Source organism: Luteimonas sp. WGS1318, assembly GCF_043187535.1.
GTDB lineage: Bacteria > Pseudomonadota > Gammaproteobacteria > Xanthomonadales > Xanthomonadaceae > Luteimonas.
In genome coordinates this window covers 893,491-918,627 of record NZ_CP171131.1, presented here as the reverse complement: position 1 = coordinate 918,627, position 25,137 = coordinate 893,491, and the positions used below count along the sequence as shown (strand labels likewise).

Genomic DNA, 25,137 nt, shown 5'->3' with positions numbered 1-25,137 from the left:
GCCTTCACCAGAAAGCTTATCGCAAGCGCCTGAACGCGGATGTCGCCCAGGCACGCCAGCCCAGTCCAATGCCCCTGTTCGCACTCGGCATCAACCACCAGACCGCGCCGGTCGCCCTGCGCGAGCGCGTCGCGTTCTCCGGCGATGCGCTCGCCGGTGCGCTGGCCGAGCTGCGTGCGCTGCCGACGGTGCGCGAGGTGGCATTGCTGTCGACCTGCAACCGCACCGAGCTCTACGCCGTCGCCGACGACGACGGCACCGCGCTGACCGACTGGCTGGCTACCCATCCCGACCGCGACGCCGGCCTGGCGGGCGGTTCGCTGCACGCCTATCTCTACCGCTATCGCGACGAGGCCGCGGCCCGGCATCTGTTCCGCGTGGCCACGGGCCTGGACTCGCTGGTGCTCGGCGAGCCGCAGATCCTCGGCCAGGTGAAGCAGGCCTGGGCCACGGCGCGCAGCACCGGCACCCTGGGCAACGAGCTCGACCGCGTGTTCCAGCATGCGTTCGTGACCGCCAAGCGCGCGCGCAGCGAGACGCGCATCGGCACCAGTCCGGTGTCGGTGGCATCGCTGGCGGTGCGGCTGGCGCAGGAATCGTTCGCGCGGCCGTCGGATTCGGTGGTGCTGTTGATCGGCGCAGGCGAGACCATCGAGCTCGCGGCGCGCCATCTCGCCCAGGCGAACGTCAAGCGCCTGCTGGTCGCCAATCGCACCTACGCCCACGCCCAGGAGCTGGCCGCGCGCCACGGCGGCGTGGCACTGCCGCTCGACGAACTCGACCGCCACCTGTTCCTGGCCGACATCGTGCTGTCGGCCACCGCGAGTCGCGCGCCGCTGCTGACCCGGCCGCAGGTCGCCGCCGCGCTCGACGCGCGCAAGCACCGGCCGATGCTGCTGATGGACCTGGCCGTGCCGCGCGACATCGCCCCGGACGTGGCCGAACTGCGCGACGTCTTTCTCTATACCGTCGACGATCTGGAACGCACGCTCGACGACAACCGCCGCGGCCGCCGCGAGGCCGCGAGCGACGCCGAGGCGATCATCGATCTGCAGGTCACGCGCTACGGCGAGGCCCGCGCCGCCAGCGGGCGGCTGGCGCCGGTGCGCCGGTTGCGCGCGCACGGCGACACGATCCGCAGCGATGCGCTGGCCCGCGCGCGGCAGCAACTGGCCGCGGGCCAGTCGCCGGACGCGGTGCTCGAGCAGCTGGCGCATGGCCTGACCAACCGGCTGCTGCACCTGCCGACCGCGGCACTCCGCGAGGCCGCCCTGCACGGCGATGACGCCCTGGCCGAACGCCTGGAACAGATCCTCGCGCCGCTTCCAGACACCGCTCCATTGGATCCCGATGCTGCCGACCCTGCGCCGTAAGCTCGAGGCGCTGGCCGAACGCCGCGACGAACTCGAACGCCTGCTCTCCGATCCGTCGACCGTGGCCGACCAGGGCCGGTTCCGCGCGCTGTCGCGCGAGTTCGCCCTGCTCGAACCGCTGGCGGCCGCGCTGGCCGAGGAACGCCGCACGCAGGCCGATCTCGAGGCGGCGCGCGCGATGCTCGACGACGCCGACATGCGCGAGCTGGCGCAGGAGGAGATCGCCGCGGCCGAGGCGCACCTGCAGACCTTGGAATCGCAACTGCTGGCACTGCTGGTCCCGCGTGACGCACGCGACGACGGCGGCCTCTACCTCGAGATCCGCGCCGGCACCGGCGGCGACGAGGCGGCGATCTTCGCCGGCGATCTGTTCCGCATGTACACGCGCTACGCCGAACGCCACGGCTGGCGGATCGACGTCGAATCGGCGAACCCCGGCGAGCACGGCGGCTATCGCGAAATCATTGCCGCCGTCGATGGTGCCGGCGCCTACGCGCGGCTGAAGTTCGAATCCGGCACGCACCGCGTGCAGCGCGTGCCCGAGACCGAATCGCAGGGCCGCATCCACACCTCGGCGGCGACGGTGGCGATCATTCCGGTCGAGGACGATTCGGTCGAGATCGTGCTCAACCCTGCGGACCTGAAGGTCGACACCTTCCGCTCGTCGGGCGCCGGTGGCCAGCACGTCAACAAGACCGATTCGGCGATCCGCATCACCCACGTGCCCAGCGGCGTGGTCGTCGAGTCGCAGACCGAACGCAGCCAGCACGCGAACCGCGACAAGGCGATGAAGCGCCTGCGCGCGATGCTGGCCGAAGCCGAAGCCGAACGCCGCGCCGCGGCGACGGCCGAGATCCGCAAGCTGCAGGTCGGCAGCGGCGACCGCAGCCAGCGCATCCGCACCTACAACTTCCCGCAGGGTCGCATCACCGACCACCGCGTCGAGGGCCTCACCCTGTACGACCTGCCGAACGTGCTCGAAGGCGCACTCGATCCGCTGGTCGAGCGCCTGTCACAGGAACACCAGGCCGACGCGCTGGCCCAGCTCACCCGGGGCAGCTGACACCGCCGCACCCACCACGCGACGTCGCCGGACGATGCGCTAGGCTGCGCGCATGACCGCACTCGACCACGCCATCGCCCTGAACATCTGCGTGCTGACCGTCTCCGACAGCCGCAGCCTCGAGACCGACAGCTCGGGCGACTATCTCGCCCGGGCGCTTGCCGATGCCGGCCACACGGTGTCCGAACGCGCCCTGCTGCCCGACGACCGGTACGCGATGCGTGCCCTGGTATCGAAGTGGATCGCCGATCCCGCGATCGACGGCATCCTCGTCACCGGCGGCACCGGCTTCACCGGGCGCGACTCGACCCCCGAAGCGCTGCGGCCCTTGCTCGACAAGGAGATGCCCGGCTTCGGCGAACTGTTCCGCGCGATCTCGTTCGAGGAGATCGGCACGTCCTCGCTGCAGTCGCGCGCGTTCGCAGGGCTGGCCAACGCCACCTTCGTCTTCGCCCTGCCCGGCTCGACCTCGGCCTGCCGCACCGCGTGGGAGACGATCATCCGCCAGCAGCTCGACGCACGCACGAAACCCTGCAACCTTGCCACGATCCGTCCGCGCCTGAAGGAGTGACGGTGGGCCTCGACCAGACCCTGCGCCTGCTCGCCAAGGCCCGCGGCCTCACCGCGGGCGAGATCGCCGCCGCGATTCCGCGTGTGGGCGCAGCGACGGTGTCGGCCTGGATGCGCGGCGAGAAGGCACCGGCCGCCGAACAGCTCGACGCGCTGGCCCGCACCTTCGGTGTGCCGGTCGGCGCCCTGCTCGCCACGCTCGCCAGCACTTTCGATCCGGCCCGCACCAAGGGCGAGCACACCCTGCTCGCGGCCTACCGCGCACTCGACACGCGGCAGCAGGGCGCGCTGCTCGAAGTGGCACGCGGCATGGCCGGCATGCGCGCCGAGCGCGCGCGACGCAAGAAGACCACCGCACAGGACGCGTCATGAAGCGACTCAAGCGCAAGGACTACGAGACCGCACTGACGCCGATGCAGGTCGCGCTGGCGGAGATGGCGCACTGGGTGCAGGTCCGCGGCCAGCGCGTGCTGGTGCTGTTCGAAGGCCGAGACACCGCCGGCAAGGGCGGCTCGATCCAGGCGATTTCCGAACATCTCAATCCGCGCCAGTGCCGGGTGACCGCGCTGCCGAAGCCGTCGGAGCGCGAACAGGGCCAGTGGTATTTCCAGCGTTACGTCGAACATCTGCCGGCCGCCGGCGAGATCGCGCTGTTCGACCGCAGCTGGTACAACCGCGCCGGCGTCGAATCGGTGATGGGTTTCGCCACGCCGCAGCAGGTGGCCGCCTTCCTGCGTGACGCGCCGACCTTCGAGCGTCAGCTGGTCGACGACGGCATCCTGCTGTTCAAGTACTGGCTGGGCTGCGACCAGGCCCAGCAGGAAGCCCGCTTCGCCGAACGCCTGGCGGATCCGCTGAAGCGCTGGAAACTCTCGCCGATGGATCTCGCCGCGCGCGAGCGCTACGACGACTACACGCGTGCCCGCGAAGCCATGCTCGCCGCGACCCACACGCCTTACGCCCCGTGGACGCTGGTCGACTTCAACGACCAGCGGCGTGGTCGGCTGACGCTGATCCGGGACCTGCTCGATCGCCTGCCCGACCTGCGGGTCGATGCGGACCTGCCGACCCTGCCGCCGCTGCACACGCGACCGTCGAGCGAGTGCTACGCGCTGGTGCCGCCGCTGCCGCCACTCGCATCGGACACGCCGGCCCGGAGCCGCGAGGTGTCGGACGCCTGACCCGACCGGGCGGCCGTGCGCGCGGCATTGACTTCGACGTCAGCGGATCAAGAACCCCGACACACCGGCGCCTGCGACGTCATCGACGACCTCGTTGCGCTCGACGTGCGTCACGCGCGCCAGCGCCGGCCCGTGCGCGAGCCATCCGGCCAGTGCATCGAGCGCGTCGGCCGCGCCGGTGGCGACCACCTCCACGCGCCCGTCGTCGAGATTGCGCACCTCGCCCCGCACGCCCAGCGCCGTGGCCCGTGCCTGTGTGGCGGCGCGGAACCCCACGCCCTGCACGCGGCCGTCGACGTGGAACCGGGCCGTCGCCATCACGCCTGCACAGGCGGGCCGCCGGCCTCGGCGATCATCGCCTCGATGCCTTCGGCCGTGACCGGGCCGAGGAACTGCTTGGCCACGCGGCCGTCGGGCGCGATCAGATAGGTCATCGGCAGACCCTTCGGCGTTTCGAAATCAGCCGGCGGTGCGAACGGGTCGAGGATCGCGATCGGATACACCACCGGCCGTTCGTCGAGGAAGGCGCGCATCGCGTCCGGCTCGATCTCCTCGTAGGCCAGGCCGACGACCTGGATGTGCTCGCGCATCGCATCGAGCGCGGACAGCTCGGGCATCTCCTTCAGGCACGGCGCGCACCAGGTCGCCCAGAAGTTCACGACGACCCAGCGACCGCGCTGGTCGGCGAGATCGAAGACCCCGCCGTCGAGCGTCTCCACGCGCAGCGCCGGCTGCTCGCGCGACGAGGCCGGGGCGCCATCGGCGCCGGGCGCGGTTTGCGCGGTGCCCGTGGCACCGGCATCGGCGGGGGTGTCGTCGGCCCCGCGCTGGCAGGCGGCGAGTGCGAACAGCAGGGCGGCACAAACGGCGGTACGGCGGATCATGCGGGTGTCTCCGAGGGGTCGTACAGGCTGGCGACGCGCCGTTTGAGCAGGTCGCGCAGCGGGATGCGCAGGTCGTCGAGTGCCCCGGCTGCGGCGACGCCCAGGGCATCGTCGCGGCACGGCAGGTGGGCTTCCGACACGGGAATGCGCAGGTGGCAGGCTTCGTAGAGGTCGGCCAGGGTCATGTCGTCGAGATCGCGGGCCAACAGCCACTCGCCGGTTTCGGCGCGCTGCAGCAGGCGGATCTCCTCCAACTGGGCGAGCATCTGCTGCACCAGGGTATCGGTGAGCATCGGTTCGAGGCGCTGGATCTCGTCGCTGTGCAGGCCGCGGCCGTCCGCGCGCGCCTGTGCGAAGCGGCCGAGCATGCGCAGCAGGCCGTAGATCTCATACCCACGCGGCAGGCGCATGTGCGCAGGCTGATAGCGGAACGCCGAGATCGACGCGGCGAACGAGGCGCCGAGCAGGATCGCCACCCAGCTCAGGTACACCCACAGCAGGAAGATCGGCAGGAACGCGATCTGGCCGTAGATGCGCTCATAGGCATCGAAGCTGCCCAGATACAGGCCGATCGCCCACTTGACCGCCTCCGACAGCAGCACTGCGAGCGTCGCGCCGGCCAGCGCATGGCGCCACTGCACGGTGCGGTGCGGCACCACGCGGAAGAGCGTGGTGAAGGCGGCCAGTTCGATCAGCATCGGCGCCGCCCACAGCATCGCGCTGCGCAGGAACTGGCCCGAGTCGGTGCTGAAGATCTCCAGCGCGAAGAACCGCGCCGAGACCGCGAGACTGGCGGTGGCGACCAGCGCGCCGAGCGTCAGCACGGTCCAGTACACCAGGAAGCGCGCGAACGTGGGCCGCGCCGACTTCACCCGCCAGATGCGGTTGAACGTGGTCTCGACGCTCACCAGCGTGACCAGCACCGAGATCACCAGCGCGATCACGCCGATCGTCGTCAACTGCGCGGTGTTGGTCGAGAGCTGCAGCAGCACGCCCTCGACCGCGCGCGCCGAATCCGGCACGAAGTTGGAAAAGATGTAGTCGCTGAGCTGGTCGCGCCACTGGCCAAAGGCGGGAAACACCGCCAGCACGCCGAACACCACCATCGACAGCGGCACCAGGGCGAAGACCGTGGTGAACGCGAGTGCGCCGGCGGCCTCGAACAGGCGGTCGTCGAGGAACCGGCGCCACAGGAACCGCGCGAAGGTCAGCGCGCGCGCGCGGTCCATCGCGCGTTCGCTCCATCGGGTGAGGGTGTCCAGCGGTTCCATCGGCGCAGCGTAGCAAAGCACCGGCGTCCGATCGGCCCGCCGCCCGCTGTCCGAAGCACCGCCCGCGCGGCGGACAGCGCGCGGGCAGCCTGTCAAACTGCCGGACCCGCTGCACAGGTCCACGTCATGCCCGAGATCCTGGTCCTCTACTACAGCCGCAACGGTTCGGTCGCGCGGCTCGCACGGCAGATCGCGCGCGGCATCGGCGAGGTCGACGGCATGTCGGCCCGACTGCGCACGGTGCCGCCGGTGGCCGCGGTCACCCAGCAGGCCGCGCCGCCGGTACCCGAAGACGGCGCGCCCTACGTCGAGCGCGCCGATCTCGCCGAATGCGCCGGCCTGCTGCTCGGCAGCCCCACGCGCTTCGGCAACATGGCCGCACCGCTGAAGCATTTCCTCGACGGCACGGGCGGCGAATGGGCCAGCGGCACCCTGGTCGGCAAGCCGGCCGGTGTGTTCACGTCGACGACCACCCAGCACGGGGGCCAGGAAGCGACGCTGCTGACGATGCTGGTGCCACTGCTGCACCACGGCTGCGTGATCGCCGGCATTCCCTACACCGAGCCCGCATTGAGCACCACGCGCGGCGGCGGCACGCCCTATGGCGCCAGCCATGTCTCCGGGCCGCACGACGATCCCCAGCCCACCGAAGACGAGGCCGTGCTGGCGCGCGCGCTCGGCCGGCGGATCGCGCAGCTCGCCTCGGCGCTGGCGACATGAAGCTGCCGCCCTCACGCCACGTGCTGGCCGCCTCGCTGGCGCTGCTCGCGGTGCTGTACCTGCTCTGGCATCGGGACGACCCGCACTTCGGCGCCGCGCTGCTGGTGTTCGTGCTGCCGCCGCTGGTGCTGCTGGCGGCCGTTCTACGCGGGCTTGCCAGCGCGCCGCTGTGGTCGGGCATCGCCGCCCTGTTCTGGTTTTCGCACGGGGTGATGTACGCGTGGTCGCATCCCGAGCTGGGCGTCTACCCCTGGGCGGGGATCGCGCTGTCGCTGGCCGTGGTCTTCTCGGCCAGCCTGCCGGGGATGCGCGCGCGGTTCGGCCATCGCAGGCCGCGCGGCTGAACCGAAGCGCATCCGTCGTGGTGGTGACGCTTACGCCGCATCCCCGACCCGGGTGCCGCGTGGACGGGCCCGGTATCATGTCGGCCCTTCGCCGCTGCCCGCAGGACCGCTCTCCATGGACGAGCTGCTGATCGTCACCACCGGTGGCACGATCGACAAGATCTATTTCGACGACAAGTCGGACTATCAGGTCGGCGAACCGCAGATCGGGCGCATGCTCGAGGAGCTCGGCGTCGCGTTCCGCTTCCGGGTGATTCCGATCATCCGCAAGGACTCGCTGCACATCACCGACGACGACCGCGAACTGATCCGGGCGACGATCGCCGCGCAGCCTGCGCGCCACGTGCTGCTGACCCACGGCACCGACTCGATGGTCGAAACCGCGCGGGTGCTGGCCTCGATCCAGGACAAGACCATCGTGCTGACCGGCGCGCTGAGCCCGGCCAGCTTCCGCGGCTCGGATGCCGAGTTCAACATCGGCACTGCGGTCGGTGCGGTGCAGTCCAGGCCGCCCGGCGTCTACGTCGCGATGAACGGCCGCATCTGGGACCCGCTCAAAGTCCGCAAGAACGTCGAAGCCAACCGCTTCGAGCCCCTGCCCTGAATCCGGTTCCACCCCGGACGGGAACGTCCGGGGTGGAACCGCGTGACTCAGTTGCCGCCGCTGTAACTGCCGCGCAGGGTCGCACCCGAATACGCGCTGTAGCCGCGTACGGTGACATGCCAGGTGCCCGCCTGCGGCGCAGCGAAGCTGCAGGTCTCGTTGTTGCCGGTCTGGTAGGGCCGGCAGTCGTAGAGCGAGGTCGTCGGTGCCGAGCCGCGACGGACATACAGGTCCGCATCGCCGGTGCCGCCCGACAGCGCGAACTGGAGGTTGGACGCCCCCGTCGGAACGTTCAGCGTATAGCTCCGCGTGCTGCTCGCCGCTCCGGACAGGCCCGACAGCGGCACGCCGTTCTGCAGCACGCTGCCGCCGCCACTGGACGCGGTGAAGGCCGCGGTCAGCGACACGCCCGAGAACGCCGAATACCCGCGCAGCATCACGTGGTAGGTCCCGGCCTGGGGCGCGGCGAAGGTGCAGGTTTCCGCATTGCCGGTCTGGTAGGGGCGGCAGTCATAGCTCGCGGTGGTGGGTTGGCTGCCGAACCGGACGTAGAGGTCGGCATCGCCCGTGCCGCCCGAGGTGGTGATCGACAGATTGGTCGCGCCGGCCGGCACGGTGACCGTCCAGTAGCGTGTGCTGCCGGCTGCGCCCGCAAGGCCCGTCACCGGAACGCCGTTGGCCAGCTGGCCGGTGCCCGGACCCGGATCGGGGGGCGTACCGCCGTTGCCGGCGGCCGCATCGACGGCCGCCTTGGCATTGATGATGCCCGCGCCGCAGCCTCCCGAGCACGTGCCCGGCAACGGCCGCGCGGTGCTCTTGAGGATGGACTCGACCTGCGCCGGGCTCAGCGGACTGGGCGCGGCCGCCTGCATCAGGGCCACCACGCCGGCGACGTGCGGCGCCGCCATCGAGGTGCCGTTGTAGGACGCGTAGCTCTCCGCGCCCGGCGTCGTGCTGCCGCTGTTGAGCGTGGACACGATGCCCACGCCCGGCGCGGAGACATCGATGCCGGTGCCGTAATTGGAGAAGCTCGCGCGCGAGCCGTTCTGGTCGGTGGCCGCCACGGCGATCACGTTGGCGCAGTTGGCCGGCGTGAAGCCGGAGACGTTGGCGTTGCTGTTGCCCGCCGCGACGACGACCGTGGTGCCGCGCGACACCGCGCCGTTGATCGCGTTCTGCGTGGTGGTACCGCAGCTGCCGCTGCCACCGAGACTGAGATTGATGACCTCGGCCGGGTTCGCATTGGCCGGCACGTTCGGCACGCTGCCGCCGGACGCCCAGATGATGCCGTCGGCGATATCGGACGTGTAACCGCCGCCCCGGCCCAGCACGCGCACGTGCGACACCTTCGCGCCGAACGCGGTACCGGCCACGCCGACGCCGTTGTTGGTCAGCGCGGCGACGGTGCCGGCGACATGGGTGCCGTGCCAGCTGGACGGATCGCCGGCGTAGAAATCGCCCGGGTCGGCCGGGTCGGCATCGCGCCCGCCGCCGTCGCCCGCGACGGTCGCGTCGCTGATCATGTCGTAGCCGGCGATGGTGTTGCCGTTGAGATCGCTGTGGTTCGTACTGCCGGTGTCGAGCACCGCGACGACGATGCCCTCGCCGGTGGACACGTCCCAGGCCTGGTCGGCGCGGATGCCGCCGGTGGCATTGAAGAAGCCCCACTGCTGGCTGTAACGCGGATCGTTGGGCGTGAGCGCGATCTGCAGCAGGCGGTCGACCTCGACGTACTCGACCGCCGGGTCGGCGGCGATCTGGCGCATCAGCTGTTCGGCCTCGACCCGGTCGAGCGTGCGCCCGGTCGTGACCACGTCGGCACCCGTGCCGGTCCGGCGCAGCGCGCGGATCGCGAGACGGTCCGCGCCCGTCGCCGGCAGCGCACGCGCCGCGTTCTGCAGTGCGGTCTGCAGTGCCGCGGGATTGGTGCGGACGGCGGCATCGTCGCGGTATTTCACGATGAAGCGGTCGTGGCGATCGGCGGATTTCAGACCGCTGAGATCGAGACGTTCGGCCGACAGCGCCGGAACGGCGACGCCGCACGCGACGGCGGCCAGGATGGCGGATGCGAGCACGCGCCTGCGTGCGCGTGAGCTGGACTTCAACATGCAGTGACTCCCCGGATTGTGGTGGGCGCGCGACAGTGCGCGCCGGCTGACTCCCCGTCCGAACCGCCCCCTCGGCATCCGACGACGCCTGCTGCTGACGCAACAGGTGCGAATCTGACGCTAGAGGACAAGTGACCCGCCCTGCAAGCGCCACAGGGCCGCAGAACGCGGCGAAAGCAGGCCGTCGGTCACAGATCCGCATCGTCGGGCCAGCGGGCCAGCCACGACCGCCTCTCGCAGGCCGGTCCTGCCTGTCATCGCCTGGGGCACACTGCCGCGAAGCCGGTGCCCGCGTCACGGTGTACCGGTCAGCGCGCGGGCGTCGCTGTGTCCGGCGCGATCCGCATCCTGCCGTCGGGCTCGGCGTACTCCACGTCGGGGGCCGCCGACAGCCGCTCCAAAAAGCCTTGCGCCTGCGCCGGATCGAGCAGCGGCGTCACGACGATCACATCGGCGCCGACACCGGTACGGTGCAACCAGCGCAGCGTCACGCCGGGGCCCGCGGCGTCCGCGACGGCCATCGCATCGAGCCTGGCCTGCACGGCCGCCGCATCCCGGCCCGCCGGGCTGTCGTCGCGGAACTTCACGATGAAACGCTGGGCGGGCCCTGCGTCGGCCCCTGTCGGTTGATTCGTCATCGCACACCCCGTCGTCGCCATCGTCGCCAGTAGCAGAGTGGCCAGCCACCGCATGCACGTCCGCCGCGCGCGTGTCGTCGTCTTCATCGTGATCGCTCCTGAAGCACCGCGTCCGATGGTAGCGCGCGCGCGGGCGCGCCCTGCCCCGACGAAGAACGCCCCGGCCCATCGGGCCGGGGCGTCGTCGCCGCGCGTCCCTGCGCGGAACACGATCAGTTGTGGCGGGCCTGCAGGGTCACGCCGGAGAACGCGGTCTCACCGACCACGAGGATGTAGTAGCTGCCGGCCTGCGGCGTGGCCACGCGGATCGACTCGTTGTTGCCCGGACGGGCCGAGCGATAGTCGTAGGTGTCCAGCGTCGGCGCCGCGTCGAACGCCACGTGCACGGTGACGTTGCCGCTGCCGCCCGAGGTCAGGATCATCAGCGGCCCGGTGGCACCGGCCTCGACATCGAGGCGATACAGCACCGCATCGCCGGCCGCGCCCGCGATGCCGCCGACCGGCGTGCGGTTGACCAGTTCGATCGCGTCGGGCCCGGTATCGCCGACCTCGATGCTGCGGCTCACGGTGTGACTGCGCGCATCGGCATCGGTGACGGTCAGGCTGACCGTGTAGACCCCGGCTTCGGCATAGGTGTGCGTGGGGCTCGCGGCGCCGGACGTCGCGCCGTCACCGAAGTCCCAGGCGTAGTCGACGATCGCACTGTCGCCGTCGCTGGAGGTGTCGGTGAAGCTGACGGTCAGCGTGGCGGCATCGACGATGAAGTCGAAGTCCGCGGTCGGCGCGCCCGGCTCCGCGGCCTCGGCGCCGATCGTGTCCACGAACTGCGCGCCGGTGCCGGCAGTGTCGAGCCAGTCGCTCAGACGCGTCGCCGCGCTGCCGCCGCCGGTCCACGACGTGAACAGCCGGCCGTACCAGTCGACGTGGTTGGCGCCGGTGGTCGAACACGAGGCGTAGCCGCCGTGCAGCTGGCCGACCACGCGGCCTTCCGGGCTGTAGATCGGCGAGCCGGACGAGCCGCCCTCGGTGGTGCCGCGCTGGTTCCACTGCACCCACAGGTGGCTGGCGCCGCTGTTGCCCAGATACCCCTCGACGCGCAGCGGGTTGTCGGAATGGGTGATGCGCTTCTCCGCCACACGCGGGTGATGGATGCCGGTGGCGCCCTGCGGCGCGATGTCGCGACGGTCCCAGCCCGACCAGCTGAGGTTGAACGCGGGGTCGGCGGCGTCGTCGAGCTCCAGCAGCGTGAAGTCGGATGCGGCGTAGGTGGCACGCACCACGGCGCCGGTCTGGTTCTGGGCCAGGCTACCGTCGCCGTTGGCACCGCTTTCGGCGCTGCCGGGTGTGCGGCAGGTGGAGTTTTCGTAGTTCCAGTAGACGACGATGCTGGCCGCGGCATCCGCGGTGCCCATGCCGCAATGGTGCGCGGTGAGGAAATACATCTTCCGGTCGCCGGCGGTGGTGTTGAGCAGCGAGCCGCTGCAGTAGAACTGGCCGAAGCGCGAATAGGCACCGACCGAGGGAATCTCGTCGCGGAAGTCGTCGCCGTCCGGGCACACCACGTCGACGTTGCAACTGCCCGACACGCCCTTGGTCTGCGCCAGCGCACCGTCGCGCGCGAGCCGGCCGAACCCGACGTAATCGTGGTTGATGCTGGTGAGCCGCAGCTTGAGTTCCGACAGCTTCGCCTTCGGCACGACGGCTTCGATCACCGCGCTGTCGCCGGGCACGATCGGGGTCCACAACACGTTCCGGGTGCTGTTGTCGGAGGCATCGAACGCGCGGATGGCGGCAGGGTCGGCGTTCTTCGCCAGGCCCGCCGGATAGACCAGCAGGCGCCCGCCTTCCGGCATGCGGTAGTCGGAGAATCCGAAATTCAGCGACAGCGCATTGCGCGATTCGACGCGCAGACGCCAGACCAGGTCGCCGTTCGGCAACACGTCCCAGTCGCCGGCGCTGTCGGGCGTGATGTCCACGGTGTGAGGGGCGGCGAAGCGCACGGGGCGCTGGCCCAGCGCGCGGTCCTGGCGCGCGTCCTCGGCCTGCAGGCGGGCGACATCGACCGCTGGCATGCGCTTGAGTTCGACCGTGTGCTCGGCCGGCAACGTGTACGAGAACGCGGCTGGCCGCGCGTCCCGCGGTGCGGCGACCGCGACGCCGAGCGACAGCGTGCCTGCGGTGAAGCATGCGATGAGCGTTTTCATCCTGATGGTGACCCCTCGTCTTGGTGATGCCTCGATAAAAAACGGAGCACACCGTGGCGGCGTGCTCCGCCGGTGGCGCGCGCGACGATCGACCCGCGCGCCACCTGCCCTCGTTCCCCGCCCCATCCGTGCTCCGCTGCGGCCGCCGCCAGGCGACCGCCACACGCCCCCTTACGAGACCGGACACCGCGATTCGTTTGCTTCGACGTGACAAAACTGACCGATAACTGACGCTACGCGACAGTACGGCCGAAGATCAACTCCAAAACCTGCTATCTCGAGGCAAAAAAATACCCATTACGTCACAAAATGACGCAATGGGCGGATTCAGGTGGCGTGAGATGCGTTGAAGTGCCGGGCTCAGAGCATTCCGGTCTCGAGGCGCGCCGCTTCCGACATCATCGAGCGGTTCCACGGCGGGTCGAACACCAGCTCGACATCCGCCTCGCTGACGGTGGGAATCAGCTCCAGCTTGCTGCGCACGTCGTCGACGAGGATCTCGCCCATGCCGCAGCCGGGCGCAGTGAGGGTCATCTTGACTTCGATCGTGCGCGCGCCGCCCTCGGCCGGCTGCACCACGGCCTCGTAGACCAGCCCCAGATCGACCACGTTGATCGGGATCTCCGGATCGAAGCAGGTGCGCAGCTGGCTCCACACCATGCGCTCGACGGCCGCGTCGTCGGCGTCGTCCGGAAGTTCCAGCGGCACGGGCGGCTCCTTGCCGATCGCATCGGCATCCCGGCCGGCGAGCCGGAACAGGTTGCCCTCGACAAAGACGGTATAGCTGCCGCCCAGGGCCTGGGTGATGTAACCGGCGCTGCCCGCGGGCAGGGTGACGTTCTCGCCCTGAGGGACGAGGACGACGGCGCAATCGCGCTCGAAACGGACGGGTTCGCTGCTACGGGAGTACATGGCCTGGACATGGTGGCGCGAGACGGCCACGGCAAGGCTGTCATTGTATCGCCAGCCGCCGCTATGCTGGCCGGCCGCGCTCGCGATACAGCCTTCCATGTCCGAAACCTCCCGCCCCGCCCGCGCCCGGCGCTGGCCGCTGGCGATCGCCCTGCTGTTGCTCGGCAGCCTCGGCATCGCGGCGGTCTGGATCCTCGTGGCCGATGCGCGCAATGCGCAGAGCAGCTGGATGGCCGTGGTCGCCGCGGCCGACGCGGCCTGGATCCTGCGACTCACGCGCGCGCGTCCGGGCCTGCTGCGCGCGTTCGCGGGCGTGTCGGCGACCGCACTGAGCATCTTGGTGGCCGGATTCGGCATCATCGCCGCCCAGCTGGCACGCCCGATGGGCATGCTGCCGTGGGAGTCGGCGCTCAAACTCGGCCCCCAGCATGCCTGGACCCTCGGCACGCTGGCCAACGGGCCGGTGGATGTCGCCTGGCTGTGCGCCGGCCTGGTGGTCGCGGCGGTGCTGTCGCGCTGAGCAGGGTCAGTGACCGCCGTCGAGCGCCTTGAGCTCGGCGACCAGCGCGCCGGCCATCGCGGCGCCGTCGCCGTAGAGCATGCGGGTGTTGGGCGCGTAGAACAGGGCGTTCTCGATGCCTGCAAAGCCGGTGCCCGCCCCGCGCTTGATGACGATCGCATGCTTCGAATCGACGACGTCGAGGATCGGCATGCCGTAGATCGGACTGGCCGGGTCGGTCTTCGCCACCGGGTTGACCACGTCGTTGGCGCCGATCACCAGACTGACGTCGGTCATCGCGAATTCCGGGTTGATGTCGTCCATGTCGGCGATCAGGTCGTAGGGCACGCCGGCCTCGGCGAGCAGCACGTTCATGTGCCCGGGCATGCGGCCGGCGACCGGATGGATCGCGAACTTCACCTTGACCCCGCGCTCGGTCAGCCGCTGCGCCAGTTCCCAGATTTTGTGCTGCGCCTGGGCCACGGCCATGCCGTAGCCGGGCACGATCACCACCCGCTCGGCGTACGCCATCATCGCCGCGACGTCGCCGGCCTCGATCGGCACCTGGGCGCCCTCGATGGCGGTGGCCTCGCCGCTGGCGCCGAAGCTCGAGAACAGCACGCTGCGGATCGAGCGGTTCATGGCCTTGGCCATCAACCGCGTCAGCAGCATGCCGGCGGCGCCGACCATGGTGCCGGCGATGATCAGCGCCTCGTTGCCGAGCACGTACCCTTCGAATGCGACCGCCAGCCCGGTGAGCGCGTTGTACAGCGAGATCACCACCGGCATGTCCGCGCCGCCGATCGGCAGCGTCATCATCACACCGACCGCGAGCGCAGCCACGAAGAACGCCACGATCGCCGGCACACCCAGTGCGTGCGCCACCACCGCGCCGAGCGCGACGGCGACGCCGAACACCAGCAGATTGAGGGCCTGCTGGCCCGGGAACACGTAGCGCCGGTCCATGCGTCCATCGAGCTTCGCCCAGGCGATCACCGAGCCCGACAGCGCGATCGCCCCGATCAGCGCGCCGAGCACGGCCAGCGTGCGCACGAGCAGCGGCGCGGGCGTGGCGTCGCCAAGCCCGGCCTGGGCGTTCCAGCGCAGCAGCTCCACCGCGCCGATCGCCGCGGCCGAGCCGCCGCCCAGGCCGTTGTACAGCGCGACCATCTGCGGCATGTCGGTGATCGCCACGCGCTTGCCCGACACCCATGCCAGCACGGTGCCGAGCGCGATCGCCACGATCATCAAACCGATATTGGCCAGGCCCGGCACGAAGAACGTCGCCAGCGTCGCGATCACCATGCCGGCGCCGGCCCACTGGATGCCCGAGCGCGCGGTCTTCGGCGAGGCCATGCGTTGCAGGCCGAGCAGAAACAGGGTCGCCGCCACCAGATAGCTGACCTGGATCGCCAGCATCACCGGCTCCCCACTCACGGTTCGCGCTCCGGCGGCCGCGCCGCGCTCGGCCGGAACATCTCGAGCATGCGTTCGGTGACCACGTAGCCCCCGGCGGCATTGCCCGCGCCCATCAGCACGGCGAGAAACCCGATGATCCGCTCGACGGTCGTATCCGCGTGCCCCAGCACCAGCATCGCGCCGATCAGCACGATGCCGTGGATGAAATTCGAGCCCGACATCAGCGGGGTGTGCAGGATGACCGGCACCCGCGAGATGATCACGTGGCCGGCGATCGCCGCCAGCATGAAGATGTACAGCGCCACGACCCCGTCGATCATCACGGTCCCCCGCCAGCGTGTCGTCGCATCATAACCGCCGGTGAATGTCGCGCCAGCCGGGCGTCCGCGACGGTGCGCAGGTCAACCGGCGCCCGGTTCGGGCGTTGTCTCCTGGTGACCCCCGCCGACGGCCCGATGCTCCGACAATGGATGGCAGCCCTCCCTCCTCGCAATTGCTGCGCATGCCGCGCGGTAGGCTGGTGGCCGTGAGCAACCCACAGCCCGCGGCGGATGCCGACCATGCCGCGCCTCCGGCGACACTCGAGGCATTCCTGGCCGATGTGCAGCGACGTGCGTTCCGCTTCGCCGAACTCGGCCTGCGGCACCGCGACGACGCCCTCGACGCCGTACAGGATGCGATGACCAAGATGCTCGGCTACCGCGACCGGCCGGCCGACGAGTGGACACCGCTGTTCTGGACCGTGCTGCGCAGCCGGATCATCGACCTGCAACGGCGGCGCAACTTCCGGCTGACCTGGCTCAGCGACGCCCGCACGGCCGATGGCGACGAGATCGACTGGGCCGACAGCAGTCCCGATCCATCCCGCCAGCACGATGGCCAGGAGGCCTGGCGGCACCTGGCCGCGTCGCTGCGCGTTCTGCCCCGCCGCCAGCGCGAGGCGTTCACGCTGCGCGTGCTGGAGGAATTCGATGTCGAGACCACCGCGCGCATCATGGGATGCAGCGCAGGCTCGGTGAAAACCCATCTGTTCCGTGCCCGCGAGGCACTGCAGACGCACCTCGAGGATTTCCGATGACCCCGCAGCCGCACGATCCCCACGCGCCGCCCGGCGATGCCGCCGTCCGTGCGCTCTACCTGCAGGCGCAGGATCAAATTTCGGCGGGCACCACGGCGCGGCTGCATCGCGCCCGGCACGCCGCGCTCAGCGCTGCGCCCGCGCGCCGGCGCAGCTGGGCCTGGCCCGTCGCGGCCGGCTGCACCGCGCTGCTGGCCCTGGTCGCGGGCCTGCAGATCAGCGCCCCGCCGGCCTCCGACGCCGCGCCCCCGCGTGCCGTTGCGAGCGCACCGCTGACGGTGGCGGACGAGGCGATGCTGGACGACGGCGCCGCCGAGGCCTTCGTCGCCTACGACGAATCCCCTGATTTCTACCTGTGGCTCGCCGCCAACGAAGCCACCCTGCTCGCCGTGGAGTGACCATGTCCCGTTCCCGTTTCCATGTCCTGCTGGTCGTGCCGCTGCTTTCGGGCCTGCTCGTCGCCGGCGCCGCTTCCGCACAGTCGACCGCCGCCGCACCGCCGGCCTGGGACCAGCTCACCCCGGCCCAGCGCGACCAGCTGCTCGCACCCCTGCGTGACCGGTGGACGCAGGCCGACGCCGACGAGCGCCGGCGCATGCTCGAACATGCACGGCGTTGGCAGGCGATGACGCCGGCCGAGCGTGAGAACGCACGGCACGGCATGCACCACTGGAAGCGCCTGCCGCCCGAGAAGCGCGAGGAAGCGCGCGCGCTCTACGGCAAGCTGCGCACGCTGCCGGAGGCCGAACGCGCAGCGCTGCGCGAACGCTGGCGGCAGATGACGCCGGACCAGCGCCGACAGTGGGCGGCGGCCAATCCGCCGCCACCGGGCACCGATCCGCGCTGAGCGTGGCCGTCAGTCCCCGATAGGCGCCGCGGCCGCGCGGGGCGGCCAGACGGTGCCGGACAGCAACGCATCGCTCCAGTCCAGCGCCAGCGCCCCGTCCTCGAGCAGCAACTGGACGAAATTGAGCACGTTGCGTGCGTACATCTCGCTCGCATGGGTGGCGCCCAGGCTCGCGAGCCCGAGCGGGCCGGCGATCGTCACGCCGGCCTGCTCGATGGTCTCACCGGGTACGGTGAGTTCGCAGTTGCCACCGGTTTCGGCCGCCAGATCGACGATCACGCCGCCGGGGCGCATGCCGGCCACCATCGCCCGGGTCAGCAGGGTCGGGGCACGACGCCCGGGCACCGCGGCGGTGCAGATCACGACGTCGATCGACGTCAGGTGCGCCGACAGGCGCCGCTGCTGCTCGGCGCGTTCGACCTCGGTCAGGGCGCGCGCATAGCCGCCTTCGCCTGCAGCGTGAACGCCGAGATCGAGGAACCGCGCACCGAGCGATTCGATCTGCTCGCGTGTCTCGGGACGCACGTCGAAACCTTCGACCTGGGCACCGAGCCGCCGCGCGGTCGCGATCGCCTGCAGGCCGGCGACGCCGGCGCCGAGCACCAGCACCCGCGACGGACGGATGGTGCCGGCGGCCGTCGTCAGCATCGGAAAGAAGCGCGGCGCGAGCTGGGCGCCGATCAGCACCGCCTTGTAGCCGGCCATACCGGCCTGCGAACTGAGCACATCCATGGCCTGGGCGCGCGTGGTGCGGGGCAGGCGCTCGAGCGGAAATGCCGTCAGTCCCTGCGCGACGATCGCCGCGCCGCGCGCCGGGTCGGCCTCGGGCTGGAGCAGTCCGATCACCACCGTGCCCGGAGCCAGCGCGTGCAGCGCCGCCGCTTCCGGAGGCTGCACGCACAGCACCACGGCGGCGTCACGCCAGGCGTCGACGGCCGTGCCCACGACCTCGCCCCCGGCCTCGGCATAGGCGGCATCGGCGAAATAGGCGCCGGCGCCCACGCCGGCCTCGACCCGCACCCGTACACCCGCCGCGACCAGCTTGCGACAGGTCTCAGGTGTCAACGCGGTCCGGCGTTCGCCCGCCGCGGTCTCGCGTGCCACACCGATCGTGATCCCCATCGACCGTCCTCCCCCGGAACTGCTCCCATCCTAGGCGCAGACCCGGATGCCGGAAAGCACGGGGCGGCGTTTCAGCCGCCGCGCGCACGCTCGGCCATGTCGTGCAGCGCGACGGCAGCCGCCCCGCCCAGTGACCGGGGCTGCAGGCGCCCATCGGCGACCCACGCCCGCAAGGCGGCCGGTGACAGCAGCAGTTCCTTCGCGCCGGCGGCATTGACCAGCAGACACCCCCCGGTGAGCGCACTGCGCCAGGCCAGGCGCAGCACGCGCGCCGGTCCGGCCGCCGACGGCTGCACGAACCGCTGCCCCTCGGCGAGCTCGATATCGGGGAACGACGCGGCGACGCGGGGTGCTTCCGGCTCGATCGGCGCCTCGTCGCCGTTCAGCGGCGTCGGCGCATGGATCGTGCGCGGCGTCGGACTCGCGTGCTCGGCGACCAGGCCGGCCAACTGCGCATCGGTCGCCGTCTCGTCGACACCACACTGCACGCAACACTCGCGCAGCGCCGGCAGGATGCCGAGCAGACGGTCGGCAATCGCGCTGCCGCCGCTCCCGGCCGCCAGGCCGTCGACCTCGACCAACTCGTCGCCGAGCGACAGCATTTCGCGATAACGATCCGACGTGGCGCCTTCGCGCAGCCAGGCCTGAACCAGCGCCTGCCGCCATTCGCCGTCGATGAAGGCGGCGACCGCAGGCAGCACCGGCTGGTCCTGGAGGCGGCGCGCGACATCGGACGCGGCCTGGCGACGCGCGGCGTCGAGACGCTCGCGGCCACGCAGCGCCTGCCAGGTCCGGCGTTCGACCGCTTCGGCGCGGCGCCGCTGCTGGCCCAGGACCGCGTCGATCTGCGCCAGCTGTGCGGGAAACACCCGGCCGTCGCCATGGGCGCCGTCGATGACGGCCGCGGACGCGCGCTCGGCCAGGGCCTGCAGCTCGGCGGACGCCGGGTCGCTCGGGTCAGCGCCGTCCCACAGCTCCAGCAGCAGCGACAGCAACTGCATCGAGGGCGGTGACGAGGTCTCGAACAGCCGCGGGTCGTCGAGTGCGAGATGCAGATAGGGCAGCGTCAGCAGCGCCAATCGTTCCCGCGCATCGGGCAGCAGCAAGTGCCGCGCGGCCAGCAGGTCGAACAGCGCGCCGATCAACGAAATCGCGTCGTCCTGCTCGGGCGCGAACGCCACCTGTCGGCGGTCGATGCCCAAGCCGCCGGCCACCCGGTACAGGCCTTCGCGGATCCGCACGCCGTGCGCGGCGTCGGGCAGCGGCAGCGACCGCTCGGCCTGCAACAGCGACAGGGCCGCCTGGAATTCCTCGGGCCGGAAACTGCGCGACGCCGCGTCGAGCTCGGCGCGCCGCGCATCGCGCAGGGTGCGTGCGTGGCGTCGCAGCAGATTGCCGCGCGGGGCGTCGACCAACCGATCCGCGCGTGGGGCGGTCAGCGGGCCGCCGGTCTGCCAGCCCGGCGCGCCGGCAGGCAAGGCCGTGCCGCTGTCCCAACTGTGGCCGCGCGCGGTTTCCGCCGGCATGCCCAGCGAGGACACCAGCGCGGAATGGTCGCTGTCGCCGGCCAGCGAATAACCCGCCTCGCCGAGGCGGGTGTTGCACCACGCGTACAGCGCGCCCAGCTGACGCTCGAGCAGGGTCTCGTGCCGCCGCAGCAGCGCCGATCGCAATCGCCGGCTGCAGTCCTGGGCATCGAAGGCCTGCAGGAAGCATTCGACGATGAAGCGTGCCGCGAGCGGATTGGCCGGACGCTGCCGATAGCCCATCGAGGCCGACACCGAATAGAGCCGCCGGTCGATGATGTCGCGCACGCTTTCGAACCGGCGATCCAGGGCTTCGGACACCGGCTGCCCGATCAGCTGCGCCTGCAGTTGATCGTCGGACACCAGCGAGAACTGGTCCACGGTGCGTGCGACCGGCGGCGCAGGCCACGCGGCGAATACGTCGGCCAGCGCCTTCTGCCAGCGCTGCTCATGACGGATCAGCTCGGAACCGAGCACCGACAGACCGGTGAGGTCTTCGGCGATCGCGTCGTCCGCGCGCACGTCGTGGGTGATGTCCTGACGCTCGATCTCAAGACGCGCCCGCTCGACACGCAGGGTCTCGCCCAGCAACGGCAGCAACCGGGCCGCCGCTTCGCGTCGAATGCCGTCGAGCACCTGGGCAGGCGTCTCGGTCCGGCCGGCGTCACCGGTTCCCTGCATTGTGAAACCGGGCATGCACCCCTACTCCGCCCAGAGCGATCGATCGCGGGACAATAACGCAAGCGGTGGGGATACGTCTCGGACTGAGCGCGGCGTTCAGCCGGCGGCCGACGACATCGCGCCGTCGTTCGCCGCGTTGAGCTGCTGCCAGAGATGCTTCATCGCCTCGTCGAACGGCGCATCGACCGCGCGCACGACCACGCGTCCAGCACCGACCAGCGCAGCGAGTTCCTCCGGCGAGACCACCATCTTGCGCATGCCGCGGCGGTTGACGATCAGCAACCGGGCGGTCAGCGGGCTGATCCAGGCGATGCGCGCCGCGGACTCACGCCCGCTGTCGTCGATCAGGCGCAGGCCCTGGCCCACACGCAACTGGCGCATGCGCGCGGCGATCGTCGGCTCGAACGCGGGCGCGTGGCCCGGGACGAGTTGCAATGCAGCGTCCTGCGGTTCGTCGTCGAGATCGTCCTGCGGCTGCGGCACGTGCACCGAACGCGGTGTGTCGGGAAGCGCCAGGGCCGCGATGATCCGCGCGACGGCGTCGCGCGCCGCGTCCGCGTCCATGCCGCAACTCGAATAGCACTCGGCCAGGGGCACCTGGAGCGCGAGCAATTCGTCGGCGACCGCACTGCCGAGCGCATGCGAGGCGTCGGCGTCGACCTGGATCATTGCGTCGCCCACGCCGATCGCAGCCAGATGGCGCTGCGAGTCGGGGCCGTCGCGAAGCGAGGTCTGGGTGAGGTAGTGGCGCCAGTGACGGTCGAGAAAGAACGCCACGGCCGACGTCAGCTTACGAGCCGACAGGCGGGAGGCCACGATGTCGTTGACGCTGCGCCGCGCCTGCTGCAGCCGCTCGCGACCGTGGATCGCTTCGGCGGCACGCCGCTCGGCGACCTCGGCGCGTCGGCGCTGCTGGTCCAGGCGCTCGCGCAGCTCGTCGGAGGCGAGGCGGAAGACCGCCTGGTCGCTCTCGTACTCGTCGACCACACGGTCGACCACGCGCCCGGCGTAGTCGAGCAGATCGCGGTCCTGCGCGGTCTCACCGGTGTTGCCGTCGCAGGCTTCGGTGACGGCGTCGAGCAGTTTGCGCGCCGGGTGGCCGCGCTGGTTGAACATCGAATCGTCGGTCAGCGCGACCTTGAGATACGGCACGACGAGTCGGCTGTAGATGTCGCGCGCCTGCTGCAGCAGATCGTTGGCGTCGAACAGGGACTGGAACAGGATGCCGACCAGATCGATCGCATCCTCGTCTTCCCGGCGCAGCGGCGACTGGTCGGGATCCACACCCAGTTCGCGCAGGCCGCGCAGCAGCTCGTCGCGGATGACCTCGCCCAGTTGGCGCCGGTCATCGCCGACCAGCACGCGCGCATACGGCGAGGGATCGTCACCCTGCAGCATCCGCGCGACGCTGAGCAGCTGCGACATGCTGAGCGCCTGCCCGCCCGTTCCATCGGCCGGACCGACATGGGGTTCGTCGGCGTCACGACGCTCGCGCCACTGGTGCAACTGGTCGCGCACGAGGTCGCGATAGTTGCGCGGCGCCGGCGCGGCACCGTGGCCATGCGCCGCCAGTACGTCCATGAGCCCGGACGACAAGGGGCCGTAGGCCGGCGCAGCGGACTCGGTGACAGCGATGTCGCCATCGGAGGACGCGCTGTGCTCGACGACGCCACCCTCGGGCACCCAGGACTCGCCGGTATCCCGACGCGGTGCGGGTGCACTGGCGGCACCGGCACGGCCGGCAGGGCGCGCCTGCCCGTGGGACTGCGACTGCGCGCCCCCGATCGAGGCCGACTCGAGGGTGGCATTGGCCTTGGAATAAACCTCGGACAGGATCGCCGGCAGACGCTTGTCGAACTGGTGGAACACCGTCGAACGCAGCCCCGGCGGAAGATCGTCGGCATGGAACAACCGCACGAAGGCCATCACCGGCACTTCCGGCCGCAGCGGATTGGCGCGCGGGCCTTCGAGGCCGATGCGGGCGGCGAGCGCGGCCAGGCGCTCGTCGAGCGCGGCCAACGGATGCAGGAACTGGTGGTCCATCAGCTCGATGATCTGCTGCGCCGCGAGCTGGACTTCCAGTTCGCCCTCGGACATCAGCGAGAGTCCATCGGCCACCGGCGGCGGCGGGCGGTCGGCCAGCCACTGCTCGAATTCGGTTTCGATCGACTTGCGGAAGCGGGTGGCCAGCTCGAGCGCGCGATGGCTGAGATCGAGCACCGCGACCCGGTCTTCCTGGGCCGCCATATAGTCGTGGCCGGCCAGCGCAGCCAACCGGACCTGCTCCTCGATCGAGCTCCAGAAGCCGGACAACACCCCGCCGAGCGCGGTCACGGCATCGTGCCGGAGCGTCTCGAGCACGCGGTCGGCGGGGCGCGACGGGGCAGCGCGCGCGCCTGGACCGGCACCGATGTCGTCGGAAGGCTTCATTTGGGGAGATCGGGGGAATGGGGCACACTGCCCCGGACATAAGATTCCGCAAGCTTGGCGCCACGTCTGTGACGATACTCGCAAATCCTGAACACGACCCGTTCGCGGCCCTCGATGCGCGCCGCTCCGTCCCCGCCCGCCAGCTCGCCGCGCCCGGCCCGGACGACGCCACCCTGTTGCGGATGCTGGGCGCGGCGTCGCGGGTGCCCGACCACGGCAAGCGGGTGCCGTTCCGGTTCCTGCGCATCGCCGGGGACGCGCGGGATGCGCTCGGGGAACGCCTGGCCGCCCGCGCGCTGGCGCTGGCTCCCGACATCGGGGCGGGCGCCCTGGACAAGGAACGCCACCGGTTCTCGCATGCGCCGCTGGTCGTGGCCGTGGTCGCGATTCTCGATCCGGACGACACCAAGATTCCGGAGGTGGAGCGCCTGCTGACCGCCGGCAGCGTCTGCTTCGCCCTGCTGCAGGCGGCCCAGGCAGCGGGGTTCGGCGCGTGCTGGTTGACCGGCTGGGCCGCCTACGATGCCGGAATCCTCGACACCCTGGGCGTGGGACGCCAGGAGCGGATCGTCGGATTCATCCATATCGGCACACCGCGCCTCGACGCGCCAGAGCGTGAACGGCCAGATCCCCGGGCGCTGCTGAGCGACTGGCGCCCGGAACCGGGCTGATCGCGCGTCCACGGACGCGGGTGGCGCGTCGCGGCACAATGGACGCATGACACCTCTGTATCTGGTCGACGCGAGCCTCTACGTGTTCCGTGCCTGGCACTCGATGCCGGACGAGTTTCGCGACACGGACGGCTGGCCGACGAACGCCGTCCACGGCTTCGCCCGGTTCCTCGCCGAGCTGGTCGAACGCGAGCGGCCGCGGCACATCGCGATCGCCTTCGACGAAGCGCTCGACAGCTGCTTCCGCAACCGGCTGTACCCGGCCTACAAGGCCAACCGCGCGCCCGCGCCGGACGAGCTGCGCCGGCAGTTCGCGCACTGCAAGGCCCTGTGCCGCGTACTGGGCCTGCCGGTGCTGGCCGACCATGACTACGAAGCCGACGACCTGATCGGCAGCGCGCTGCACGCGGGCCGCGCACGCGGGCTGACCGGGGTCATCGTGTCGGCCGACAAGGACCTGTCCCAGCTGCTGCAGGGTGACGACAGCCAGTGGGACTTCGCACGCGGCCAGCGCTGGACGGCGGCGGGGGTGAAGGCGCGCCACGGCGTCGAAGCGCACCAGATGGCCGATTACCTCGCACTGTGCGGCGACGCGGTCGACAACATTCCCGGCGTCCCGGGCATCGGCTGCAAGACCGCGGCCAGCCTGCTGCACCACTTCGGCACGCTGGACGCGTTGTTGGCGCGCAGCGACGAGATCCAGTTCCTGCGCTTCCGCGGCGCCGGTCAGGTCGGCGCGAAGCTGCGCCAGCATGCCGACGCCGCCCGGCTGTACCGGCAGCTGACGACGATCGCTTGCGATGCGCCATTGGGCGAGGTGGCCCACGGCTTCGCGCGTCGCGAGGGCGATGCGGATGCGTTGCGCGCACTGTGCGACACCCTGCGCTTCGGCCCGCTGACGCGGCGGCGGCTGCATGCCGTCGCCGGCCTCGACTACGCGCCGGCGGTCGACGCCTGAGCGACCCGTCGCACGCGTGTCGCGTTAGCATCGG

At 70.9% G+C, this 25,137-nt stretch carries 25 protein-coding genes and 2 pseudogenes; 14 read left to right on the top strand and 13 right to left on the bottom strand.

The features are described 5' to 3' along the window. The first annotated feature begins 68 nt into the window (after nt 1–68). Genes hemA through ppk2 form a run of 5 tightly spaced genes read left to right on the top strand, consistent with a single transcriptional unit; the run spans nt 69 to nt 4,187 of the window. Nucleotides 69–1,373 carry a glutamyl-tRNA reductase gene (gene hemA / locus ACF3M1_RS04090; protein WP_394004165.1) on the top strand — a complete coding sequence of 435 codons (1,305 nt, stop codon included), beginning with the start codon at nt 69–71 and terminating at the stop codon, nt 1,371–1,373. After that, entirely contained in the window at nt 1,351–2,436 is a 1,086-nt protein-coding gene (gene prfA, locus ACF3M1_RS04085; RefSeq protein WP_394004163.1) for a peptide chain release factor 1, read from the top strand. The genes hemA and prfA overlap by 23 nt, the downstream gene beginning before the upstream one ends. A gap of 52 nt (nt 2,437–2,488) precedes the next feature. Further along, nucleotides 2,489–3,007: a molybdenum cofactor biosynthesis protein B gene (gene moaB / locus ACF3M1_RS04080; protein WP_394004161.1), complete on the top strand. Its 519-nt coding sequence runs from the start codon at nt 2,489–2,491 to the stop codon at nt 3,005–3,007. A 2-nt stretch (nt 3,008–3,009) separates the two neighbouring features. After that, entirely contained in the window at nt 3,010–3,378 is a 369-nt protein-coding gene (locus ACF3M1_RS04075; protein ID WP_394004159.1) for a helix-turn-helix domain-containing protein, read from the top strand. After that, entirely contained in the window at nt 3,375–4,187 is an 813-nt protein-coding gene (gene ppk2, locus ACF3M1_RS04070; RefSeq protein WP_394004157.1) for a polyphosphate kinase 2, read from the top strand. The genes ACF3M1_RS04075 and ppk2 overlap by 4 nt, the downstream gene beginning before the upstream one ends. Nucleotides 4,188–4,226: 39 nt before the next feature. Here ppk2 and ACF3M1_RS04065 read toward each other — a convergent pair whose 3' ends face one another. The 3 genes from ACF3M1_RS04065 to ACF3M1_RS04055 are packed head-to-tail and all read right to left on the bottom strand — an operon-like array spanning nt 4,227 to nt 6,342. After that, nucleotides 4,227–4,505, bottom strand: a complete 279-nt coding sequence (locus ACF3M1_RS04065) for an acylphosphatase (protein WP_394004155.1) — start codon at nt 4,503–4,505, stop codon at nt 4,227–4,229. Then, nucleotides 4,505–5,071 (bottom strand): TlpA family protein disulfide reductase, encoded by a 567-nt coding sequence (locus tag ACF3M1_RS04060; RefSeq protein WP_394004153.1) that lies wholly within the window; start codon nt 5,069–5,071, stop codon nt 4,505–4,507. Before ACF3M1_RS04060 ends, ACF3M1_RS04065 begins: the two co-directional genes overlap by 1 nt. Then, nucleotides 5,068–6,342, bottom strand: a complete 1,275-nt coding sequence (locus tag ACF3M1_RS04055) for a YihY family inner membrane protein (RefSeq protein WP_394004151.1) — start codon at nt 6,340–6,342, stop codon at nt 5,068–5,070. The genes ACF3M1_RS04060 and ACF3M1_RS04055 overlap by 4 nt, the downstream gene beginning before the upstream one ends. A 126-nt stretch (nt 6,343–6,468) precedes the next feature. Here ACF3M1_RS04055 and wrbA point away from each other — a divergent pair, with 126 nt between their 5' ends. The 3 genes from wrbA to ACF3M1_RS04040 all read left to right on the top strand — a co-directional run bounded on the left by wrbA (nt 6,469) and on the right by ACF3M1_RS04040 (nt 8,010). Further along, the gene (gene wrbA / locus ACF3M1_RS04050) at nt 6,469–7,062 is read left to right on the top strand and encodes an NAD(P)H:quinone oxidoreductase (RefSeq protein ID WP_394004149.1); all 594 of its coding nucleotides are present in this window, start codon (nt 6,469–6,471) and stop codon (nt 7,060–7,062) included. Continuing rightward, the gene (locus tag ACF3M1_RS04045) at nt 7,059–7,406 is read left to right on the top strand and encodes a DUF2069 domain-containing protein (protein ID WP_394004147.1); all 348 of its coding nucleotides are present in this window, start codon (nt 7,059–7,061) and stop codon (nt 7,404–7,406) included. Before wrbA ends, ACF3M1_RS04045 begins: the two co-directional genes overlap by 4 nt. 115 nt (nt 7,407–7,521) lie before the next feature. Further along, nucleotides 7,522–8,010, top strand: a complete 489-nt coding sequence (locus ACF3M1_RS04040; protein ID WP_394004145.1) for an asparaginase domain-containing protein — start codon at nt 7,522–7,524, stop codon at nt 8,008–8,010. Nucleotides 8,011–8,057: 47 nt separating this feature from the next. On the opposite strand, the pseudogene ACF3M1_RS04035 reads toward ACF3M1_RS04040, so the two are convergent. The 5 genes and pseudogenes from ACF3M1_RS04035 to sufT form a co-directional block, all read right to left on the bottom strand. Next, nucleotides 8,058–8,261, bottom strand: a pseudogene (locus tag ACF3M1_RS04035) (PPC domain-containing protein); the annotation flags it as partial. Between the two features lie 135 nt (nt 8,262–8,396). Then, a pseudogene (locus ACF3M1_RS04030) lies at nt 8,397–10,118 on the bottom strand (S8 family peptidase); the annotation flags it as partial. Between the two features lie 308 nt (nt 10,119–10,426). Beyond that, complete coding sequence (locus ACF3M1_RS04025; RefSeq protein ID WP_394004143.1) at nt 10,427–10,843, bottom strand: hypothetical protein; 417 nt, start codon at nt 10,841–10,843, stop codon at nt 10,427–10,429. Nucleotides 10,844–10,968: 125 nt separating this feature from the next. After that, nucleotides 10,969–12,960 carry a PKD domain-containing protein gene (locus ACF3M1_RS04020; RefSeq protein ID WP_394004141.1) on the bottom strand — a complete coding sequence of 664 codons (1,992 nt, stop codon included), beginning with the start codon at nt 12,958–12,960 and terminating at the stop codon, nt 10,969–10,971. A 360-nt stretch (nt 12,961–13,320) separates the two neighbouring features. Continuing rightward, the gene (gene sufT, locus ACF3M1_RS04015; RefSeq protein ID WP_394005178.1) at nt 13,321–13,872 is read right to left on the bottom strand and encodes a putative Fe-S cluster assembly protein SufT; all 552 of its coding nucleotides are present in this window, start codon (nt 13,870–13,872) and stop codon (nt 13,321–13,323) included. Between the two features lie 97 nt (nt 13,873–13,969). On the opposite strand from sufT, the gene ACF3M1_RS04010 reads away from it, so the two are divergent. Next, nucleotides 13,970–14,392: a hypothetical protein gene (locus ACF3M1_RS04010; RefSeq protein WP_394004140.1), complete on the top strand. Its 423-nt coding sequence runs from the start codon at nt 13,970–13,972 to the stop codon at nt 14,390–14,392. Nucleotides 14,393–14,398: 6 nt separating this feature from the next. Here ACF3M1_RS04010 and ACF3M1_RS04005 read toward each other — a convergent pair whose 3' ends face one another. Together ACF3M1_RS04005 and ACF3M1_RS04000 are read right to left on the bottom strand one after the other, a co-directional pair. Then, nucleotides 14,399–15,790, bottom strand: a complete 1,392-nt coding sequence (locus tag ACF3M1_RS04005; RefSeq protein ID WP_394005177.1) for an NAD(P)(+) transhydrogenase (Re/Si-specific) subunit beta — start codon at nt 15,788–15,790, stop codon at nt 14,399–14,401. A gap of 14 nt (nt 15,791–15,804) precedes the next feature. Continuing rightward, on the bottom strand, nt 15,805–16,110 hold the full coding sequence (locus ACF3M1_RS04000) for an NAD(P) transhydrogenase subunit alpha (RefSeq protein ID WP_394004139.1): 306 nt from the start codon (nt 16,108–16,110) through the stop codon (nt 15,805–15,807). Between the two features lie 182 nt (nt 16,111–16,292). Here ACF3M1_RS04000 and ACF3M1_RS03995 point away from each other — a divergent pair, with 182 nt between their 5' ends. Genes ACF3M1_RS03995 through ACF3M1_RS03985 form a run of 3 tightly spaced genes read left to right on the top strand, consistent with a single transcriptional unit; the run spans nt 16,293 to nt 17,715 of the window. Beyond that, the gene (locus ACF3M1_RS03995; RefSeq protein WP_394005176.1) at nt 16,293–16,868 is read left to right on the top strand and encodes an RNA polymerase sigma factor; all 576 of its coding nucleotides are present in this window, start codon (nt 16,293–16,295) and stop codon (nt 16,866–16,868) included. Beyond that, nucleotides 16,865–17,266: a hypothetical protein gene (locus tag ACF3M1_RS03990; protein ID WP_394004138.1), complete on the top strand. Its 402-nt coding sequence runs from the start codon at nt 16,865–16,867 to the stop codon at nt 17,264–17,266. The genes ACF3M1_RS03995 and ACF3M1_RS03990 overlap by 4 nt, the downstream gene beginning before the upstream one ends. 2 nt (nt 17,267–17,268) lie before the next feature. Further along, nucleotides 17,269–17,715 carry a DUF3106 domain-containing protein gene (locus ACF3M1_RS03985; protein ID WP_394004136.1) on the top strand — a complete coding sequence of 149 codons (447 nt, stop codon included), beginning with the start codon at nt 17,269–17,271 and terminating at the stop codon, nt 17,713–17,715. Between the two features lie 9 nt (nt 17,716–17,724). Here ACF3M1_RS03985 and ACF3M1_RS03980 read toward each other — a convergent pair whose 3' ends face one another. The 3 genes from ACF3M1_RS03980 to ACF3M1_RS03970 all read right to left on the bottom strand — a co-directional run bounded on the left by ACF3M1_RS03980 (nt 17,725) and on the right by ACF3M1_RS03970 (nt 23,474). After that, nucleotides 17,725–18,837, bottom strand: coding sequence for an NAD(P) transhydrogenase subunit alpha (locus ACF3M1_RS03980; protein ID WP_394004134.1), 1,113 nt, complete (start codon nt 18,835–18,837; stop codon nt 17,725–17,727). Between the two features lie 71 nt (nt 18,838–18,908). Beyond that, on the bottom strand, nt 18,909–21,059 hold the full coding sequence (locus tag ACF3M1_RS03975; protein WP_394004132.1) for a DUF1631 family protein: 2,151 nt from the start codon (nt 21,057–21,059) through the stop codon (nt 18,909–18,911). A gap of 81 nt (nt 21,060–21,140) precedes the next feature. Continuing rightward, a complete protein-coding gene (locus tag ACF3M1_RS03970; RefSeq protein ID WP_394004130.1) occupies nt 21,141–23,474 on the bottom strand; it encodes a DUF1631 family protein in 2,334 nt (777 codons plus the stop codon). Between the two features lie 17 nt (nt 23,475–23,491). On the opposite strand from ACF3M1_RS03970, the gene ACF3M1_RS03965 reads away from it, so the two are divergent. Continuing rightward, nucleotides 23,492–24,145 carry a nitroreductase family protein gene (locus tag ACF3M1_RS03965; RefSeq protein WP_394004128.1) on the top strand — a complete coding sequence of 218 codons (654 nt, stop codon included), beginning with the start codon at nt 23,492–23,494 and terminating at the stop codon, nt 24,143–24,145. Between the two features lie 46 nt (nt 24,146–24,191). Beyond that, the gene (locus ACF3M1_RS03960) at nt 24,192–25,103 is read left to right on the top strand and encodes a 5'-3' exonuclease H3TH domain-containing protein (RefSeq protein WP_394004126.1); all 912 of its coding nucleotides are present in this window, start codon (nt 24,192–24,194) and stop codon (nt 25,101–25,103) included. Nucleotides 25,104–25,137 lie beyond the last annotated feature (34 nt).

What these genes read in the sequence shown, in the direction of transcription:
- hemA (WP_394004165.1), top strand. Translation starts at nt 69, where the DNA reads ATGCCCCTGTTCGCACTCGGCATCAACCACCAGACCGCGCCGGTCGCC.
- prfA (WP_394004163.1), top strand. Translation starts at nt 1,351, where the DNA reads ATGCTGCCGACCCTGCGCCGTAAGCTCGAGGCGCTGGCCGAACGCCGC.
- moaB (WP_394004161.1), top strand. Translation starts at nt 2,489, where the DNA reads ATGACCGCACTCGACCACGCCATCGCCCTGAACATCTGCGTGCTGACC.
- ppk2 (WP_394004157.1), top strand. Translation starts at nt 3,375, where the DNA reads ATGAAGCGACTCAAGCGCAAGGACTACGAGACCGCACTGACGCCGATG.
- ACF3M1_RS04065 (WP_394004155.1), bottom strand. Translation starts at nt 4,505, where the DNA reads ATGGCGACGGCCCGGTTCCACGTCGACGGCCGCGTGCAGGGCGTGGGG.
- ACF3M1_RS04060 (WP_394004153.1), bottom strand. Translation starts at nt 5,071, where the DNA reads ATGATCCGCCGTACCGCCGTTTGTGCCGCCCTGCTGTTCGCACTCGCC.
- ACF3M1_RS04055 (WP_394004151.1), bottom strand. Translation starts at nt 6,342, where the DNA reads ATGGAACCGCTGGACACCCTCACCCGATGGAGCGAACGCGCGATGGAC.
- wrbA (WP_394004149.1), top strand. Translation starts at nt 6,469, where the DNA reads ATGCCCGAGATCCTGGTCCTCTACTACAGCCGCAACGGTTCGGTCGCG.
- ACF3M1_RS04045 (WP_394004147.1), top strand. Translation starts at nt 7,059, where the DNA reads ATGAAGCTGCCGCCCTCACGCCACGTGCTGGCCGCCTCGCTGGCGCTG.
- ACF3M1_RS04040 (WP_394004145.1), top strand. Translation starts at nt 7,522, where the DNA reads ATGGACGAGCTGCTGATCGTCACCACCGGTGGCACGATCGACAAGATC.
- ACF3M1_RS04025 (WP_394004143.1), bottom strand. Translation starts at nt 10,843, where the DNA reads ATGAAGACGACGACACGCGCGCGGCGGACGTGCATGCGGTGGCTGGCC.
- ACF3M1_RS04020 (WP_394004141.1), bottom strand. Translation starts at nt 12,960, where the DNA reads ATGAAAACGCTCATCGCATGCTTCACCGCAGGCACGCTGTCGCTCGGC.
- sufT (WP_394005178.1), bottom strand. Translation starts at nt 13,872, where the DNA reads ATGTACTCCCGTAGCAGCGAACCCGTCCGTTTCGAGCGCGATTGCGCC.
- ACF3M1_RS04010 (WP_394004140.1), top strand. Translation starts at nt 13,970, where the DNA reads ATGTCCGAAACCTCCCGCCCCGCCCGCGCCCGGCGCTGGCCGCTGGCG.
- ACF3M1_RS04005 (WP_394005177.1), bottom strand. Translation starts at nt 15,790, where the DNA reads ATGCTGGCGATCCAGGTCAGCTATCTGGTGGCGGCGACCCTGTTTCTG.
- ACF3M1_RS04000 (WP_394004139.1), bottom strand. Translation starts at nt 16,110, where the DNA reads ATGATCGACGGGGTCGTGGCGCTGTACATCTTCATGCTGGCGGCGATC.
- ACF3M1_RS03995 (WP_394005176.1), top strand. Translation starts at nt 16,293, where the DNA reads ATGCCGCGCGGTAGGCTGGTGGCCGTGAGCAACCCACAGCCCGCGGCG.
- ACF3M1_RS03990 (WP_394004138.1), top strand. Translation starts at nt 16,865, where the DNA reads ATGACCCCGCAGCCGCACGATCCCCACGCGCCGCCCGGCGATGCCGCC.
- ACF3M1_RS03985 (WP_394004136.1), top strand. Translation starts at nt 17,269, where the DNA reads ATGTCCCGTTCCCGTTTCCATGTCCTGCTGGTCGTGCCGCTGCTTTCG.
- ACF3M1_RS03980 (WP_394004134.1), bottom strand. Translation starts at nt 18,837, where the DNA reads ATGGGGATCACGATCGGTGTGGCACGCGAGACCGCGGCGGGCGAACGC.
- ACF3M1_RS03975 (WP_394004132.1), bottom strand. Translation starts at nt 21,059, where the DNA reads ATGCCCGGTTTCACAATGCAGGGAACCGGTGACGCCGGCCGGACCGAG.
- ACF3M1_RS03970 (WP_394004130.1), bottom strand. Translation starts at nt 23,474, where the DNA reads ATGAAGCCTTCCGACGACATCGGTGCCGGTCCAGGCGCGCGCGCTGCC.
- ACF3M1_RS03965 (WP_394004128.1), top strand. Translation starts at nt 23,492, where the DNA reads ATGGGGCACACTGCCCCGGACATAAGATTCCGCAAGCTTGGCGCCACG.
- ACF3M1_RS03960 (WP_394004126.1), top strand. Translation starts at nt 24,192, where the DNA reads ATGACACCTCTGTATCTGGTCGACGCGAGCCTCTACGTGTTCCGTGCC.